This is a genomic window from Enterococcus sp. C65 (genome assembly GCF_040887165.1).
Taxonomy (GTDB): Bacteria; Bacillota; Bacilli; order Lactobacillales; family Enterococcaceae; genus Enterococcus_B; species Enterococcus_B hirae.
Window position 1 is genome coordinate 44,533 of the sequence record NZ_JBFOFG010000008.1, and the last position, 19,290, is coordinate 63,822.

Here is a 19,290-nt window from a genome sequence, read left to right on the forward strand (position 1 = left end):
TCGATGATCAGCCGCCTTGCGGTTTTGCCATTAAACGAAATGGAGGGAACCCCTTTTGATCGATGTAAATAAATTCGAAAGTATGCAAATAGGTTTGGCTTCTCCCGAAAAAATCAGAAGCTGGTCTTATGGTGAAGTAAAAAAACCTGAGACGATTAACTATCGTACCTTAAAACCTGAACGCGAAGGGTTGTTCTGTGAGCGGATTTTTGGTCCTACGAAAGACTGGGAATGTGCCTGCGGAAAATACAAACGTATCCGTTATAAAGGAATCGTTTGTGACCGATGCGGTGTTGAAGTGACACGTTCAAAAGTTCGTCGCGAACGTATGGGTCACATTGAATTAGCAGCACCTGTTTCACATATCTGGTACTTTAAAGGAATTCCTTCTCGTATGGGACTTGTTTTAGACATGAGTCCTCGTGCCTTAGAAGAAATCATTTATTTTGCTTCATATGTGGTTATTGAACCAGGAAACACCAACCTAGAGAAAAAACAATTGTTGACAGAACGTGAATACCGCGAAAAACGTGAACAATATGGACAAGAATTCCAAGCAGCAATGGGTGCAGAAGCAATCAAACAATTACTAGACAGTGTTGATTTAGATGCTGAAGCAGCTGAATTGAAAGAAGAATTGAAATCTGCCCAAGGGCAAAAACGGACTCGTGCGATCCGCCGTTTGGACATTTTAGAAGCTTTCCGTGCTTCAGGAAATGAACCAAGTTGGATGGTTATGGACGTTATTCCAGTTATTCCACCAGATTTACGACCAATGGTGCAATTAGAAGGTGGACGTTTTGCAACAAGTGATTTGAATGATCTTTATCGTCGAGTAATCAACCGTAATAATCGTTTGAAACGCTTGTTAGATTTGAATGCTCCAGGAATCATCGTCCAAAATGAAAAACGGATGTTACAAGAAGCTGTTGATGCGTTGATCGATAATGGTCGTCGTGGCCGTCCAGTTACTGGACCAGGTAACCGTCCATTGAAATCTCTTTCTCACATGTTGAAAGGGAAACAAGGTCGTTTCCGTCAAAACTTACTTGGTAAACGTGTTGACTATTCAGGACGTTCCGTTATCGTTGTAGGACCTTTCTTGAAAATGTATCAATGTGGGTTGCCAAAAGAAATGGCGATCGAACTATTTAAACCATTTGTGATGCGTGAATTGGTTCAACGTGAACTAGCTTCTAACATCAAAAATGCGAAACGTAAAATCGAACGTCAAGAAGACGAAGTTTGGGATGTCTTGGAAGACGTAATCAAAGAACACCCAGTACTACTTAACCGAGCACCTACGCTACACAGACTTGGTATCCAAGCGTTTGAACCTGTTTTAGTACAAGGTCGTGCGATTCGTTTGCACCCACTTGTATGTGAAGCTTATAATGCCGACTTTGATGGAGACCAAATGGCCGTTCACGTACCATTGAACGAAGAAGCACAAGCGGAAGCTCGTATGTTGATGCTAGCTGCTCAAAACATTTTGAATCCAAAAGACGGTAAACCAGTTGTAACACCTTCCCAAGATATGGTTTTAGGTAACTACTACCTAACAATGGAAGAAGAAGGTCGTGAAGGTGAAGGAATGGTCTTCCGTGACCAAAACGAAGCTGTGATCGCATGGCGTAACGGCTACGTTCATTTACACTCACGTATCGGTGTGAACCCTAATTCATTAGGTGAAAAACCATTTACTGACTGGCAAAAAGAACGTACGATGATTACAACTGTTGGTAAGATCATCTTTAATGAGATCATGCCTCCAGAGTTCCCTTACTTGAATGAACCAACAGACTTCAACTTAACGGTACAAACACCGGATAAATATTTTGTTGAAGCAGGTACAGATATTCCTGCGCATATCAAAGAGCAAGAATTAGTCTTACCATTCAAGAAGAAAAATCTAGGAAATATCATTGCGGAAGTCTTCAAACGTTTCAAAGTAACTGAAACTTCTAAGATGCTTGACCGAATGAAAGACTTAGGGTATAAACATTCTACACATGCTGGTATCACAGTAGGTATCGCAGATATCAGTGTACTGAATGAAAAACAAGGAATCATTGAAAATGCCCATAAACAAGTTGAAACAATTACAAAACAATTCCGTCGTGGATTGATTACTGATGACGAACGTTATGAACGAGTAATCGCTGTTTGGAATGCTGCTAAAGATAGCATCCAACAAAAACTGATGGAAGGGTTAGAAGCGAAAAACCCAATCTTCATGATGTCTGACTCTGGAGCCCGTGGTAACATCTCCAACTTTACTCAGCTTGCTGGTATGCGTGGACTGATGGCTGCTCCGAATGGTCGAATCATGGAATTACCGATCATCTCAAACTTCCGTGAAGGACTTTCTGTCTTAGAAATGTTTATCTCTACTCACGGGGCTCGTAAAGGGATGACCGATACTGCCTTGAAGACAGCCGATTCAGGTTACTTGACTCGTCGTTTGGTTGACGTTGCCCAAGACGTTATTATTCGTGAAGAAGATTGTGGAACAGACCGCGGTCTTGAAATCCAAGCGATTCGTGAAGGAAACGAAATCATTGAATCATTAGAAGATCGTTTGATTGGTCGTTACACACGTAAAGAAGTACGTGATCCAGAAACGAACGAATTGATCATCGCTGGTAACCAATTGATTTCAGAAGATATTGCAAAACAAATCGTGGATGCAGGTGTGGAAACTGTAACGATCCGTTCTGTCTTCACATGTAACACGAAACATGGTGTCTGCAAACACTGTTATGGACGTAACTTGGCAACTGGATCTGACGTTGAAGTTGGTGAAGCAGTTGGTACGATCGCCGCTCAATCAATCGGAGAACCAGGTACTCAGTTGACAATGCGTACCTTCCATACCGGTGGGGTAGCCGGAGACGATATCACTCAAGGTCTTCCTCGTGTCCAAGAAATTTTTGAAGCACGTAATCCTAAAGGGCAAGCAGTGATCACTGAAGTAACTGGTGACGTTATCGATATCTCAGAAGATGCTTCAACTCGTACAAAAGAAGTAACAATCAAAGGGAAAACCGACACACGTACGTATACTGTTCCTTATACAGCACGTATGAAAGTCGCTGAAGGCGATATGATCCACCGTGGTGCGCCATTAACGGAAGGTTCAATCGATCCTAAACAATTGTTACAAGTTCGTGATGTATTATCAGTTGAAAACTACTTGCTGCGTGAAGTACAACGTGTATACCGTATGCAAGGGGTAGAAATCGGCGATAAACATATCGAAGTAATGGTTCGACAAATGTTACGTAAAGTCCGTGTAATGGATCCAGGTGATACAGATATCTTACCAGGTACATTGATGGATATTGCTGACTTCAAAGACCAAAACTACAATACATTGGTAGCTGGAGGCGTACCTGCAACATCTCGCCCAGTCCTACTAGGTATTACCAAAGCATCATTAGAAACAAACAGCTTCTTATCTGCTGCATCCTTCCAAGAAACAACTCGTGTCTTGACTGATGCTGCGATCCGAGGTAAAAAAGATCCACTTCTTGGTTTGAAAGAAAATGTTATCATCGGTAAAATCATCCCAGCTGGTACTGGTATGGCTCGTTACCGTAACATGGAACCAAAAGAAGTCGGTGTTGCAAGTGAAAATGTTTATAGTATTTCAGACATCGAAGCACAAATGGCTGCAGAAGATGCAATGAATGAACAAACAAAATAATGTGACACCAAACAGAGCTAAGATGAACATCTTAGCTCTGTTTTTTTTGTCGTGCTAAAGTTGATAGAAACAAACGAAATTGAGAATTTGTTCATTACAGACGAGCATTTTTTCTTATTTTTGTACTTCTAGAAAAATAGGTCCATGAATCATTGAATTGCTTAGCAAAACTTGCTAAAGGTTGCTATGCTAGATCAGGTTTGTTCATCGTTCAGGTGAAACTGCTATGTAGGAGCGGATGGGTTGAGATTTTTTCAGATAATAAACGATACATGATCGAGTTTGAACCAAACGTTTCAGTAAGTGATGCGAGTGCTTGTTGAGCTTGAAGTATAAAAACTTCTTCTTGTAGTTGGGAATGTGAGGACGAAGGATGTGTGGTATTGAGAATCAATTTTTCAAGTAGATTTTTTGGGTTGTCTTGATCTACTAGCGTATCTGAATTCTTTACTGACTTACTTTGTAAAATTTGTTGAATTTTATCAGTGAAATTAGTTTTTTTGGCATAACGTGTCCTTCTGAAGTTAAAAATTTTAGCGGTTGTTAATTCAAAAGTTGTGGAAAAGTATAACATAAAAGAACTATCCACAAGGAAAAAGAAAAACCGTTTATTCTCTCTTGTGGAAAAAACAGTTGAGGGGAAAAAGAAAGTTATCCACAAAAGAGAATGAAAATAGGAAAAATTGATAAAAATACCGGGAGGGGGTAAAATGAGTATTTCTTTCAATAAATGTAAAAAATGTGAGAACAATAAATGGCGTTTAGGTTTAAGTCCTAGGAGTATTGTATATACTTTTAAATAGATGGATAAAAAAATCAAATCAATGAAAAGATTAGTAAAAAAGAAAATGCTGCAATACTCTATCTTAATAAAGCAAGCAGGTAAGTATAGGAGTATCGATTCTTTGTTTATTCGTTTCGAAGGTAAGCAAAACAGTATCACCCTTTTATAAATCAAGGTATGATGAAAGACAAAGGGGGATTTTATATGACGAAAAAAGCAGTTTTTGCAGGTGGTTGTTTTTGGTGCATGGTCAAACCTTTTGAAACACAGCCAGGAATCATAGCGGTAACCTCTGGCTATACGGGGGGACATGTCCCAAATCCTACCTATGAACAAGTAACCACGGGTACGACAGGTCATACGGAAGCGGTAGAAATCGAGTATGATCCGTCTCTGGTTTCTTATGAACAGTTAGTCGAAATCTACTGGCAACAAACAGACCCAACGGATGCTTTCGGTCAATTTGCTGATCGCGGAGACTCTTATCGACCGGTCATTTATTATAGCAATGAAGAAGAACGTGAAATCGCTGAAGCATCAAAGAAACAACTACAAGAAAGTGGTCGATTCGATCGTCCGATTGTCACAAAAATCGAACCCCGAAGTGAGTTTTATCCCGCTGAGGAGTATCATCAAGACTATTATAAGAAGAACAAAGTCCACTATAATCTTTACCGAGAAGGCTCTGGACGAGGGAGTTTTTTACGCAAACATTGGTCTGGAAAATAAGACACATTGCATTTTGAAGAATTTCAGTTAGGGATAAAAGCTGGCTATGCTTTGGCTTACTGTGAATTTAGTGATTTTTATAATTTTTAGGTAAAGTTATCTAAGTGTCAATGGATCGGCCATCTGGTTGATCCATTTTTTTATAAATCAAGGTTCATTATCGTTTGTTGAATGACAGCAAGCAGAAAAGATACTAAGCTATCAAAAGCGTACGTAATGAGGTAAATAAGCGAAGTCCGTCAAATCATTAATCATCATCAGTTAAAAGGCTCGCATCAAGACTGTTGTTAACCAATAAGTAGACAACTAATTTACCACACGTGAAGGAGAAAAAGTGCGACACTCAAAAAAGGCACAAAAGGTACTCTTTTAGATTTTTTATCGTGAGAGAGAAAAATAAAGAAAAAAAGTAATCCCAATAAACTAGCAAGAAAGAGGAGTTGCATCAGTTGATTGAGAGTTAGACCGCCACTCCAGCTTAAAAGTAATAAAACATCACCTAAACCTAAAAATTCACTCCCGTAACGAGTAAGGAAAAAACTGATCAAGAATAAAACAGCAAAACTAAGCCATTGAAATTCTCCTTTGATCAACCAAGTCATCCATAAGATAAACCAGATAAAATAAAGTGTTCTTCCCTCGATCATCAAATACAAACTATCCATTAACGAGAGTAAAAAGGCTGACAAAAACCAAAAAACAAGTAATCCGTCTGGGTGCTGTGAAAAATAAAATAGCCAAACAGATAAACAACCACCGATACATTCTGCTATAAAATAAATCGGCGAAAGCTTGCTGCGACAGTTTCGACAACGAAAACGTTGGTAACAGATGGAAAGCAATGGGATCAGTTCATACCAAGCCAATACATGCTGACAGTTGACACAATGAGACCGTGGGTAAATAATAGAGTGTCCTTGTGGCAGGCGTTGTGCCACTAAGCATAAGAACGAACCAATACAACAACCAATGATAAAATAGAGAAACATAGCGAGGGCCTCCTTTTAAAGAAAGATACGCCAATAACAACCATTTTATTTATTTTTAGTAGAGGTGACAAAATGAAGATTTCGATCGGAGTCGATATCGGTACGACACAAACAAAAGCAGTGGCATTCAACGAACAAGCTGAAGTCATCGCTTCAGCTTATTTCCTTAATCCGATGATCCAAGAAGCACCAGGAATGGCAGAACAAGACCCAGAATTGATTTTCCACGGTGTATGTACAGTAATCAAAGAAGTCGTCAAACAGTTACCGAAGTCGACAACTATAGAAGTGATTGCCTTTTCAACAGCGATGCACAGTTTGATTCTGTTAGATGATAATAAACACCCTTTGACCCGTATGATCACTTGGGCAGATAATCGTGCGAAAACACAAGCTGAAAAACTAAAAAACAGCCAACTAGGGTTTCACTTTTATCAACAAACAGGCACCCCAATCCATCCAATGACGCCACTAGTTAAAATCCATTGGTTGAACGAAACCCAACCAGAACTAACGAAGCAAGTGGCGTATTATGTGAGTATAAAAGAATATATCTTTTTCCGTTTGTTTGGACAATTAGTCTGTGACTACAGTACAGCCTCAGGCACAGGTTATTTTGATATCCATCAATTCAAATGGGCAGAAGAAGTGTTAAATTACTTATCAATCACTCAAGAACAACTACCTGCAGTGATGCCGTCAACCACCATACTTAATGGATTATCAAAAGAAATGCAAAAAATTCTAGGATTAGAAAATGATATATCATTTGTTTTGGGTGGCGCTGATGGACCTTTATCTAATTTAGGACTGGGAGCTTTTGGCGAAAAGATAGCTGCGTTAACAGTCGGTACCAGTGGGGCATTAAGATTTATTACAGATAAACCACAACTACATCCCGAGATGGAAACCTTCTGTTATGTACTGGATCGTACACATTGGGTAGTCGGTGGCGCAACAAGTAATGGTGCGGGAATTTTTGATTGGGCAAGTCAAACTTTGATGCAAGAAGTAACTCAAGCGGCTATTGACCAAGGTGAAAATCCTTACGATGCTCTTTTCTCAGCAATTACGTTTGTCCCACCAGGAGCGAACGGATTACTCTTTCAGCCCTATTTATTAGGAGAACGAGCCCCTCTATGGGAGGCAGAAGCTTCTGGGAGTTTTTTAGGTTTGCAAAGAGACCACACGGAAAAAGAAATGATGCGAGCTATTCTAGAAGGAATTTGTTTCAATTTAAAAAGGATTTTGACAGGAGTTTGTTCAGAAGATCAATTAACAGAAATCAGAGCTACAGGCGGATTCTCACAATCGCCTGTCTTTCGCCAATTAATGGCTGACGTTTTGGGGTATCCGCTCATTTTCCCGGCGGTGTCTGAAGCCTCCGCTTTAGGAGCCGTTTTCTTAGGGTGGCAAAGTATCGGGAAGATCACTGACTTAAGCGAAGCTATAGAAAAAGTACAGCTTGCTTCACAAGTACCAGTTCAACAAACGGTCAAAGAGACATATCAAAAAATCTTTCCGATTTTTGTTGAAACACAAAAACAAGTAGCGGCAACTTATCAGCCTTTAGCACATTTACGTCAAACTTTAAGTACTATGAATGAAAAAAAGGATGAAAAAGTAGAATGACGGAATAAGAGAGGAATAGTGCAAGAACTAGAAAAAACGACTAAAGCAATAGAAAGTCTTTTCTAAGAAATGATAGGATGAAAATCGTTCTCAACTAATTGGTTTTATTGTACTTTTGTCTCAAAGTTTACTATGCTTTTATTGTAGACAAAAGTTAGGAGGAGAAAAGAAAATGAAATTTCCACAAACAAAAGAAGTATTAAATCAATTAGTTGCAGACTTGAGTCAAATGTCTGTTGTTGTTCACCAAACACATTGGTATATGCGTGGACCAGGTTTCTTGACATTGCACCCAATGATGGATGAATTTATGGATGACTTGAATGAACAATTAGATGAAATCTCAGAGCGTTTGATCACACTAGATGGTTCTCCTTATTCAACATTACGTGAATTTGCAGACAACACCAATATTCCTGACGAAGTAGGCAATTGGGATCGGACTATTCCAGAACGCTTGGAAATTCTTGTGAAAGGCTACCGCTATTTGGCAGACCTTTACCAAAAAGGAATTGAAGTAGCTGGTGAGGAAGGCGACGACCCAACACAAGATATCTTTATCGAATTCAAAACAGCGACTGAAAAACGAATCTGGATGATCCAAGCTCATTTAGGAAAAGCACCAGAAATCGATGCGTAAAATAATCATCAGCTGATGATATTATATAATAGTAGAAAAACTGCGAGGGAAGTTATTTTCCTTGCAGTTTTTATTTTAGAAGAGAAAGAAACGTTCTTCGTTCTAAAAAAGAATGAGTGCATCACAAGGATACGGGCAATAAAAACGAAAGTTTTGGATTGCTAAGAAAAAACGTTGACATTAAGGGGATTAGCAGGTAATATGTTAAATGGTATTGTTTGCCCCACAAAGAGCCCCGGAAACTCGAAGTGTATGTCAAACATCAGAACTTAAATTGGAGGAAACTAACGTGCGTACAACATATATGGCCAAACCAGGCGAAGTAGAACGTAAATGGTATGTAGTAGACGCAACTGATGTTCCATTGGGACGTCTTTCAACAGTTGTTGCATCTGTACTACGTGGTAAAAATAAACCAACTTTCACACCTCATTTGGACACTGGCGATTTCGTCATCGTAATCAATGCAGATAAAGTGAAATTAACAGGTAAAAAAGCGACTGATAAAATTTATTACCGTCACAGCAACTACCCAGGAGGATTGAAATCAATCACTGCTGGCGAATTGCGTGCTAAAAATTCTCGTCGTTTGATCGAAACTTCTGTAAAAGGAATGCTTCCTAAAAATACTTTAGGCCGCAAACAATTTACAAAATTGAATGTATACGCTGGAGCTGAGCATCCACATGCAGCACAACAACCAGAAGTTTTAGACATTACAAACTTAATCTAATAGGAGGGAATTTCATTGGCACAAGTTCAATATATCGGCACAGGCCGTCGTAAAAATGCAGTTGCTCGTGTACGTTTAGTACCAGGAACTGGTAAAATTACTGTAAACAAAAAAGATGTTGAAGAATACATTCCACATGCTGACTTGCGTGAAGTAATCAATCAACCTTTCGCTGTTACTGAAACAAAAGGCGCTTATGACGTATTTGTTAACGTAAACGGCGGAGGCTACGCTGGACAATCAGGAGCTATCCGTCATGGTATCGCTCGTGCATTGCTAGAAGTTGATCCTGACTTCCGTCTAGCTCTTAAACGTGCTGGCTTACTTACTCGTGACGCACGTATGGTTGAACGTAAAAAACCAGGTCTTAAGAAAGCTCGTAAAGCTTCACAGTTCTCAAAACGTTAATATATCTTATATACCAACGTTCAAGACGTTTCACAATTCAGTTTGTGAAGCGTCTTTTTTTGAGTTGACACCATTGTTGACACCATTCCGGTTCGACTCTTTTTGAGACAATTTGCGATAGGCAATTTCACCAATAGGCATTTGAATGACGTTTGGTGTATTTACATAAGTTCGTGTGATGTTGGTATCGCTGTGAGTCAATGCCTCAGAAATCTGTTCCAGAGCTACACCAGATTGTTTGACTAAAGTTACCCCAGTATTTCTCTTCGAATTTGCGAGCTGAAATCAAATACTATATATGGAGTATAATGATGTCGAAATTATTTTGCTAGGCTGGAGAGCCATTGATTAATGCGAGACGGTCAAAGTTAATTAGAAATGGTGGACATTTGATCATTACTGAGTAAGATTTTCATTCTGGTCATGTTCTCACTTACTTTGAATTTTATGTATGGAATAATGAATTATTTTTTTATCTTGGTATAGCGAATAATGATTTCTTGAAAATCCATCACTTGTTCAGAATGTTCACCTTCATTTACATCACTATAAAAAATCGGACGTCTTACGAGATACTCATTGGTATAAAGCACGTTTTGATTTGTGGTATCAAGGGTTGATCCAAGAGTGGCTTTGTGACGCTAGGTACTTTGAGGTTGCGCAACTTGAAGACCGTTTTTTTCTTGTGTTCTTTCATATCCAAGTCCTTATCGAAACATTTGCTGATATAGCGCCCACAATTTTAGATAATATCTACATCAATCTTATTGATTTTGATAAATCCGTGTCCCCAGATTGTAGTAACGCGATTGACGGAGATAAAAGGGAAGTCATTCACGCAGACAGTCTTTCCAGCTGGACCGGTTTTAACGAACAAAAACGGCTCTATGGCGCTGCCTCACTGTTTCGTCCTAACAGTCCAACAAACCTATAGGAAAATTAGTTTTGTGTAGTGGGGCCTTATTTTTCGAAATCAAAGTTGTCGGATCTGCTGTGGTCGATAAACCATGACTGACGAATGGTCCGTTTGATCGTCCCCAAGGTGCAATCGATAAATTGTTAAAATTAACCAGGGGTAAACCTCGTTGGCTAAGCTCTTCGGGAGTAATTACAAGATATTCGGATTTGACTTTGACGCTGATTTTTTCGTAGCGAAATTTTGGTAGGATACATTTATAACTACAACTTAGAATCTCGATATCCTTTTGCCAGTAAGTGACATTAACGACTTGATATTCTTTTCTTTTGGTAAAGTGAGATTATTGATTATACTTGGCATAATAGCCCTTCTCTTTCGATATACAATAATTTATACGCTACTATGCGCTGGCCCCTGAAAATGTGATTAATTAATTATCTAGTATCAGCGGGAAACCGGTAGGCTGGTTTTACTTTGGTGATATTGAAGAATATATTGCGGACTACTTATGCCTAAAAGGACAGGCGATAATCGTGGAAGAGCATCCTGAAGTTGTTCAAACAATCAAAAAAGAGCTTTATACTGGAGAGTTTAAAAATACTGCATGAGAAAATGAAGTTGGTTATCCATGTGAGAAATATATTGACGATTATTTTTATGAACTGCAACAAGAAGTCATTAAAAAAGAAATTCAAAAAATGGTACGTGATCAGATAAAAAAATTATCGATTACTGATGAATTATCTAAACAGAAGAAAGAGGAGGCAGTCACCGTTATTACGAGTCGTATCATCGAATACCTGAATGTAGCCGGCGAGTTCAATTATGAAAAGAAAGATGATATGATTAAAATGGTTAAGCGAGAAATCGATAAGTACGATTTTTTTGCGGATAGTAATTTTGAAGATCGGTATTTAGTGGGGAAACTAATTAATATCTTGGGAGATCAACAAAAAACCAGCGAATTAATCAATCATTTATCTGAAGAGTTGACAGATAGGTCATTTACAGGATTGTTTGGTGGGGAAGAGTTGGTAGAAACGATTCAGACGTTAAGACCAGCGTTAATTAATCTGTCCAATAAAATTAGTGCTGATCAGCTTGAGGATTGGTTTGAAAAGTATAATTAATTTAAATTAGGGATTGATGATATGTCGCTAGGAAATCAATCGAGGCTAAACCGACAACGGATAGGGCTGCCTCAGGAGGAAGTTACAATTCGACTCAATATTAAGTTCTTCAAGGTTGACCATAGGATGTGGTAAGAAATCTGACCTGGGAATAGCCAGCTATAAAGATAGGTAATCCAGAAAATAAAATTTGAAAGTTATTTGAACGAATAGGAGCAGAGGAGCAAACTAAAAATGGAAATCGAGGATATGTTAAAAAGTTTGACCGCAGATGAGCAATCAATACAGATAGTTGCCGATTACTTGGGTTACTCGGTAGGACGTAATCCAAACGAACCAGAAAGTGAATGGCGTATGTTATTTACTGATAAAATACCAGATAAAACAAGCGCGGTATTGGCTTTAAAAACTGTATCTGACTTGACTCTAGAGACAAAAACAATGGATATTCGGAAGTTGCATAAACGAGTAGAGGAACTTGCAGTGAGTTTTGGTGGATCGTTTGATGCGGAAATTGCCGGATTTGTCGGACAAAAAAGAATTGTATTATTTCGGCTGAGAAACGGCAATCGTGATGAACGGTTGGATCTTAATGAAGAAACAATCGAGAAAGTCTTATATCTAGACAATTTCAATATGCTGAAAAATAGTTCTATCACAGTTGAACAAGATGCTTTTTGGGGTGAGTATGTTATTCACGGGTTGAAAGATGTATTCAAACGTGAACTAACGAATCACTTCTTGATGATGGTAGCTTTGTATCGAAAAAAATTATCAGAGTTAATCACATCTAAACCTTATAAAAACGAACTATCTCCATTGGTTTCTGATAATGCTCGAGCATATATTATTAAAAATGCTTTAACACAGTTGGTAGAAGATGAGTCCTATACAGCAGTCTTGTCAAATGTGGTTGATACGATAATTTTGCGGCAGTTGATGAGACGTTTTATCGAAGCTTATTATGGTAAAGATGAAGTACATCCTTTTGAATTAAGTGGTATTGCCTTAGGTGTTGGGCGAGGTACGTTAGATGAAGCAATCAAAGAAACGGTTGAGATTTATTCCAATTTGACTAACTCGACTGAATCGGCAATCAATAAGCTGAACAAAAAGAAAAGCGTAATTGAGAAATACGATGATTATGTTGAAATTAGCTTATTTGATGAAGATGAATATAATGTTACTAGTAAAATCAAAATGAAAGATGACAGCAAAAAACGTCTGATTGAACTACATGATAAAGCAACCCGACAATTTCAAACAGTTTATGGTGGCGATTTGTTTGCTTCGTCAATTGGTAAAGTAACAACAAGGATTGAAAACTTAATTGTTGAACATGATGCTGAAATGTGGGCGAAGTTTTGGATCGATACATCGAGTGAAAATTATTCTTTCCGCTTTGAAGATGTGCCACCGGAAGCGTTGGAAAAACAATACGAAAATTCCATGTCGCAAAATGTCCAAATAAAAATTGAAGATGGTAAGCCAATTGTGTTCTATGGTGAAGATTTGCAAGAACAGAAGAATAAAGGAGCTTACTATACTGACGAAAAATTCGTCCAGTACATGGTACAGCAGACCGTTGAAGTTGAGTTTCAAAACCGCATCGCAGCTGTCAAAGAAGCTATCAAAGAAGATAATGAATCTGAAGTTATCAAAACCTTGGATCATATGTTTGACATGAAAACGGCAGATCTGACGGCTGGTGGGGGTTCATTCTTACGTGGTGCTTTTAGACAGCTAGCTGATAAGCATGATGCACTTGTTGGATTAAAAGTAACTGATACGATTAGAGGAAAATATCCGATGATGCAAGCTGGTGACGAGGGCACTTTTGCTTGGGAAAAATATATTCTGCACAATATGGTCTATGGCGTTGATATCGACTATAAAGCAATTTTAATTTCTTCACTGACTCTAATGCTTTCATCGTTGCAACATCGTCCTATTGACCAAAAACTACCTGAATTAATCGGTAATACTTTGATCCATCAAAACTCTTTGATGAACTCTGTACCTTTTTATGAGCGCGAAACAATCTATGCGAACTATCAAAAAGAAATCAAGGCGCTTTTGAAGCTGAAACGTGAGCAATCGCCAAAATATGAAAGCAAACGACAAGAACTGCAGTGGACTTTGTTACAATACGTACAGTCGATTCTGAATGGCGAGACACAATTTTTGCACGTGGAAGCTTTGGAAGTTAATTTGCCAGAAGTATTTTTTGATGAAGATGGGAAGTTGAAGAAGAATGCTGGTTTTGATTGTATAATTGGTAACCCACCTTGGGAAATTTGGAAACCAAATTCGGATGAGTTTTTCTCACAATATAGTTCTGAGTACTTATCTGCTAAAAATAAAAAAGGGAAAATGATCATACAAAATAATATTTTTGCTCAACTACCTACTGTTAAAGAAAAATGGAATGAATTAGAGACAAGAATTCAGTTGGGATCAGTTTTTTTTAGAAATGATAAAAATTTTAGGTTTCAAAGTTGGAAAGTTGAGGGACGGAAAACAGGTTCAGATATTAATCTATATAAAATTTCTACGGAAAGATTTTCACAGTTAACGACTGATTCAGGGTTGCTATCTATACTTGTTCCTGATAATTTAATGACAGATTTGGGCTCTACAGGATTGAGACACTTAATCTTTGATCGTATGCAAATCATTGAATTTTTATCTTTTGAAAACACAAAAGGAATATTCCCTCTAGTTCATAGAAGTTATAAGTTTGCAGTACTTACAATCAATAAGAGAATGATTCAAAACAGCTATTTTCATTCGTTTTTTTATAAAACATCATTATCAGATTTAAATAACGATTCAATGAAGATAGAATATCCTCTTTGGTTAGTAAAAGAATCAGAACCTGAGAAATACTCGCTATTTGAACCAAGAAACAAAACTGAGTTTAATCTCTACCAAAAAATAAAACTTTCATATCCTCCTCTTAGAGACTCGAAATTATTCGAATTAAGACGAGATTTTGATAGAACAAATGATACTACGTTGTTTCAAAACTTGAATGATGAGAACCGCCAACTTATACCGTTGTATGAAGGGAAACTAATTAATCAATTTCGCTTGGTAGGGGATCCAAGCGAAGGTGTACGAATAAATGACGCAGTAAGAAAAACCAATCAAGACTATAAGTTTTATCGTATTGGAATAAGAGCTGTTGCTAGGGAAACTGATAGACGAGCTTTAATTGCAACTTTACTACCAAAAAATTCTGTTGCTGCAAATAGTCTTTTGATGCAAAAAAACATGGCTGAATCTAGCTTGGAGGAATCACTTTTCATCTTAGGGATTCTTAACTCTTATACATTAGACTTCGTATTAAGAAAATTGATTACAATTAATGTAAATCAAACATATTTGAAACAATTACCAATTCCACCAATGACGAATACTCCCTTTGCAGTAGATTTGATACAGCTTGTAAAGAGATTGTTAATGTTGAATGGAGAAAAGTATAAAGAAATTGATACCTTACTACCTGGAACTATTTTTTCTGATTTTTCATATGAAGAGCTTATTGCAGAAATAAATGCGCGTGTAGCTATTATTTATGGATTAGAGCGAGAGGAATTAATTAATTTGCTTAGAACTTTTGAATCGACTAATCATAAACAGGCTGTTCAAGAAGAAGCCCAGCGCATAATCGAAGTATATGACCGTCTGAAAGCAGGTGAAGAATAGTGACAAAAGAATACGAAGCTCTTTATAAAAGCCGAGTAGTTGATAATCGCAATGTTTCTATGGAATTTACGATCAAACATTTGCTTAGCCAAAATAAAGTTGATCGGTTTGATTTAGCAGTCGGATATTTTTATATATCTGGCTTGCTACTAATCAAAGATACTTTTACCGAGTTTATGGAAGTACGTGATGGTCGCATGAGAATTCTGATGGGCAATGAAACAAATGAGCTGACAAGAAACACTGTGCAAGCTGGTTTTTATATTAGTGAAATAGATGACGAAGAGTTAATAAATGTATATAAGAATAAGTTTCAAAGAGAACTTCGATATTTGAAAGAAGATGATCAACTATTTTTGATGAAGTTTATCGATTGGATAGAACAAAAGCGGATTGAAGTCAAAGTTTATACTGGTGAAGCAAACTATTTCCATGCGAAGAGTTATATGTTCTATGGTAAAGAAAATGACTACTCTGGTGAATCTTTAGTTGGTTCATCAAACTTTTCGAGAAATGGGTTGCAAGGCAATACCGAATTAAACGTTTATTCCGCTGATAGTTTTAATGCTTTGCATGAGTGGTTCAAATCGATTTGGCTCTCAGATGAAGTCGATATTTTTACAGATGAACTAATCAAGACAATCAAACAAGTCTATCCAGATATACAGCAATCTAAACGCTATAAATCAGTTTCTGAAACTTACTATGATTTTGCGAATATGTTTGCTCGTCCATATGCTCAATTAGATGACGATAAAATTTGGGAAACTTTATATCCGCATCAACGTGAAGGCATTGTAAAAATTCAGAATAAGCTGATGCAATTTGGTACTGCAACATTAGCCGATGGTGTAGGGTTAGGTAAGACACGAACAACAGCTGGCGTAATCCGCTTAGAGAAAAAAATTAATCCACATTTAAAAGTGATCATTATTGCAGATAAAAAATTACATGAACAATGGCAAGCGGATTTAGATGCTGTAGATGTTGATTACAGTAATTTTAAATTCATAAATCGGGAAACATTTGCTCTAATGAAACCAGCTGAGTTGGATCTGATTGCTGCAACTTATCAAATGATTGTAATTGATGAGGGACATCAAGGATTTAAAAATAGAACTACTACAGCATATCGTCATGCGGAATATGTCTTTTCACATTCGGCTCATAATATGAAAGGGATCATGTTGACGGCGACACCTTGGAATAACAAGCGTGAAGATGTGATTAATATCGGTTCATTATTTCTAGAAGTAGATCATGTGCCACTTGATCGTGCCTATCGTACTTATTTTGCTTTCGGAGCACGTGGAAAAGCTGTTAAAGCGTTGGCAAATGATAATAAAGCCTTTGCTGAATTTTGGGAAGATTTATTCTTGCAGCGGACAAGGAAAACATACGGTGGCGAATCTGTGACCTTTGCTGAACGGTTTTTTCCAACAATTGAAGTTCCCTTCGAGCCAGTGAAAGAACAAATTTTCAGCAATAACTTTGAAAGAATCGATAATCTACATTTCCCGTATATGGATATGCTACGTTTCTTTGTTCAAGATAGTAATAATGAACTGACGCCAGGCAGATTGAAATTAATGCTATTAAAACGTGCTGATTCTAGTTGGCTGTCTTTTGTAAATTCTTTGAAGGCGATTCAAACTAAGACTCAGCAATTTGTTAAGGATTTTGATGCAATTGAAACATCCGGCAAGTACTTAGATCGATTGAAAAATTATCTATCCCATGCTTATAAGGTAGATGAATATTTTTCAAATAATTTGGGATTGTTGTTGAACATTAAGAATGAAGAAGACGAAGATCAACTGCCAAATCAATTTCGTGAATTCCAAGTAAAATCAAATCGAAATCGTCAAAAATATATCGAGCGAATTACTGGTCAAATTGAAAGCCTGACAGTTAAATCTTCTAAGAGAGTTTTTAATACGCTAAAAGCTTATGCAGTTAAAGATTTGGCTGTTTTGCAAAGCATGATTGATGAAGTTGAAAAAAATTTTTTACGTAAAGATGAAAAATTTGAAACGGTTTTGCAAAGTTTAATTATTGAGCGAGAAAAAGGTCATAAAGTCATTTTAGTGAGCCAATTCCGCGATACGATTTTGTATTATGCTGAAAAGATCAAAGAGTCGAAAAAATTTGACTTAAATAGCATCGGTGTAGTAACGGGTAATCCAGATGATAATAAAATTGGCATGGACCACTACTCTAAGAATGCTATTTTAAATCGTTTTTCACCAAAATCAAAATTGCAGACAGAATTATTTAATTCAGAAAACGAAATCAATATTTTGCTTGGAACAGACACGATTTCTACAGGACAAAATCTACAAGATGCGACTGTTTTAATGAATTTGGATGTGCCATACAATCCAATGCAACTAGAACAGCGAATCGGTCGAATCGATCGTCCCCGTGAGTATGGTCAAGTAGAACAGATTGATATCTACACTTTCCCAACTTATTCAGCGATTGAATCAATTTTGAAAATGACACAGCGCTTAGGAGAAAAGATGAAAGGTATTTATAGTGATACTGAATTTGATGATTTTGTTCTACCTGAGTATCGAGAATATGCTGAAGCTCTATTGAAAGAGAAAAATGCTACGAAAGCTTCCAAAGCCACGGAAAAAATGGTATTGGATAACGAATCAAAACAAATTATGAATGTTGGTGTATCTGCTGACTCTCATTCTGCTGATTATGATATGGCGAATAAACGAATGTACGACACTGTTCAACAAGGAGTTCATCGAGTTCTTGATCCAATTTATGGTAATATCAGTTTTTCAAAAAATATTGGTAATGCTATCGTTGTTTTAAAAATGATTTATCGTGATGTTAATGGTGAGGACATCAGTAATGAAACAATTATTGTTGATATGGATAAAATTGAAGAATGCACGATTTCTGATGCAGAGCGACGATTGAATGAATCAAAAGCAGTGAGTGTTTATTCAACACAGGAATATAGTGAAGCTAAAGCCGAGGTAAAAGCACGTGATTATCGTCAAAAATTCCAACAGATTTTAGAGCGGCGTATTGAAAAAATCAATGCTGATAATCAAAAAACAAAAGATAATTTTGACAGCATAGCCGATAAAACCTCTAAGAAAGCTGCATCGAATATTATAGATAGTATTAAAAATCCCAAACTAAGGGGGACAATTAAATCAAAAATTGAAGCTTTTGGTTTATCTGGTAAAGAAGTTCAGGAGTTAGCAAAGCGCATTGAATTTATTGATCCAGACAGTGATCTATATGATTATGTTCAAAATATCGCAAACGATGTTCAAGAATTTTGGATGAATTTTGAGGAATACGTCGACGCTTTTGATTTGCAGAATATTGAATTGAACAGTGGACGAATTAACAAAAATGAACCAACAAAACGGATTGCTACTGTTGAAAAATCTGAAGTCACATTGGTGATGGCTAATTATTCAATCGGTAACAAAAGCAATACTGTTAGAAATTAGTAAATTTTTCGAGGAGCTTTTTGTCTGAAAAAGAGCAATCAAATTAGATATTAAGAAAAAATCAATAAAAGAAAAGACTTATCAGCCGTTAATCTAATAGAGGGGGCATTTTTATGAGTATCAAGTACTTTTATCTATTGGGAAACCTCGATTTACAGAGACTCATCAGTCATATATGTGAGACCTTTATTTATTGTCCATAATATAGGTATATGTATTTGATAGTATCGAATCGGCTCGCAGAAGATTGACACCATTACTTTCAAGTAATTTGGAAGTCAATAAAATTTTTCATGTTTCATTCTCTTTAAAACATTGCTATTAAAGCATCCTAAAGTTGCTTGAAAAAATGGTTGGGCTAACCAACTCTTAAGAAAGCTCGTAAAGCTTCACAGTTCTCAAAATGTTAAGAATACTA

At 37.1% G+C, this 19,290-nt stretch carries 10 protein-coding genes and 1 pseudogene; 9 read left to right on the forward strand and 2 right to left on the reverse strand.

Annotated elements, in window-relative coordinates:
- Nucleotides 1–55 precede the first annotated feature (55 nt).
- Both rpoC and msrA read left to right on the forward strand, forming a co-directional pair.
- Complete coding sequence (gene rpoC / locus AB3I12_RS09960; RefSeq protein WP_010720683.1) at nt 56–3,709, forward strand: DNA-directed RNA polymerase subunit beta'; 3,654 nt, start codon at nt 56–58, stop codon at nt 3,707–3,709.
- A 988-nt stretch (nt 3,710–4,697) separates the two neighbouring features.
- Nucleotides 4,698–5,222: a peptide-methionine (S)-S-oxide reductase MsrA gene (gene msrA, locus AB3I12_RS09965; protein WP_080704615.1), complete on the forward strand. Its 525-nt coding sequence runs from the start codon at nt 4,698–4,700 to the stop codon at nt 5,220–5,222.
- A gap of 311 nt (nt 5,223–5,533) precedes the next feature.
- Here msrA and AB3I12_RS09970 read toward each other — a convergent pair whose 3' ends face one another.
- Nucleotides 5,534–6,211: an A24 family peptidase gene (locus tag AB3I12_RS09970; protein WP_063627670.1), complete on the reverse strand. Its 678-nt coding sequence runs from the start codon at nt 6,209–6,211 to the stop codon at nt 5,534–5,536.
- Between the two features lie 72 nt (nt 6,212–6,283).
- On the opposite strand from AB3I12_RS09970, the gene AB3I12_RS09975 reads away from it, so the two are divergent.
- The 4 genes from AB3I12_RS09975 to rpsI all read left to right on the forward strand — a co-directional run bounded on the left by AB3I12_RS09975 (nt 6,284) and on the right by rpsI (nt 9,624).
- Nucleotides 6,284–7,843 carry a gluconokinase gene (locus AB3I12_RS09975; RefSeq protein ID WP_063627669.1) on the forward strand — a complete coding sequence of 520 codons (1,560 nt, stop codon included), beginning with the start codon at nt 6,284–6,286 and terminating at the stop codon, nt 7,841–7,843.
- Between the two features lie 172 nt (nt 7,844–8,015).
- Entirely contained in the window at nt 8,016–8,483 is a 468-nt protein-coding gene (locus tag AB3I12_RS09980) for a DNA starvation/stationary phase protection protein (protein WP_010720679.1), read from the forward strand.
- 304 nt (nt 8,484–8,787) lie between these two features.
- Entirely contained in the window at nt 8,788–9,216 is a 429-nt protein-coding gene (gene rplM, locus AB3I12_RS09985) for a 50S ribosomal protein L13 (protein WP_034686358.1), read from the forward strand.
- 15 nt (nt 9,217–9,231) lie between these two features.
- Nucleotides 9,232–9,624, forward strand: a complete 393-nt coding sequence (gene rpsI / locus AB3I12_RS09990; RefSeq protein ID WP_002287505.1) for a 30S ribosomal protein S9 — start codon at nt 9,232–9,234, stop codon at nt 9,622–9,624.
- A gap of 30 nt (nt 9,625–9,654) precedes the next feature.
- On the opposite strand, the pseudogene AB3I12_RS09995 reads toward rpsI, so the two are convergent.
- Nucleotides 9,655–9,888: pseudogene (locus tag AB3I12_RS09995) on the reverse strand (site-specific integrase); the annotation flags it as partial.
- A 1,353-nt stretch (nt 9,889–11,241) separates the two neighbouring features.
- Here AB3I12_RS09995 and AB3I12_RS10000 point away from each other — a divergent pair.
- The 3 genes from AB3I12_RS10000 (at nt 11,242) to AB3I12_RS10010 (ending at nt 18,872) form a co-directional block, all read left to right on the forward strand.
- Complete coding sequence (locus tag AB3I12_RS10000; protein WP_063627667.1) at nt 11,242–11,673, forward strand: hypothetical protein; 432 nt, start codon at nt 11,242–11,244, stop codon at nt 11,671–11,673.
- Nucleotides 11,674–11,907: 234 nt separating this feature from the next.
- Nucleotides 11,908–15,384, forward strand: coding sequence for a hypothetical protein (locus AB3I12_RS10005; RefSeq protein ID WP_063627666.1), 3,477 nt, complete (start codon nt 11,908–11,910; stop codon nt 15,382–15,384).
- Entirely contained in the window at nt 15,384–18,872 is a 3,489-nt protein-coding gene (locus AB3I12_RS10010; RefSeq protein WP_063627665.1) for a helicase-related protein, read from the forward strand. Before AB3I12_RS10005 ends, AB3I12_RS10010 begins: the two co-directional genes overlap by 1 nt.
- Nucleotides 18,873–19,290 lie beyond the last annotated feature (418 nt).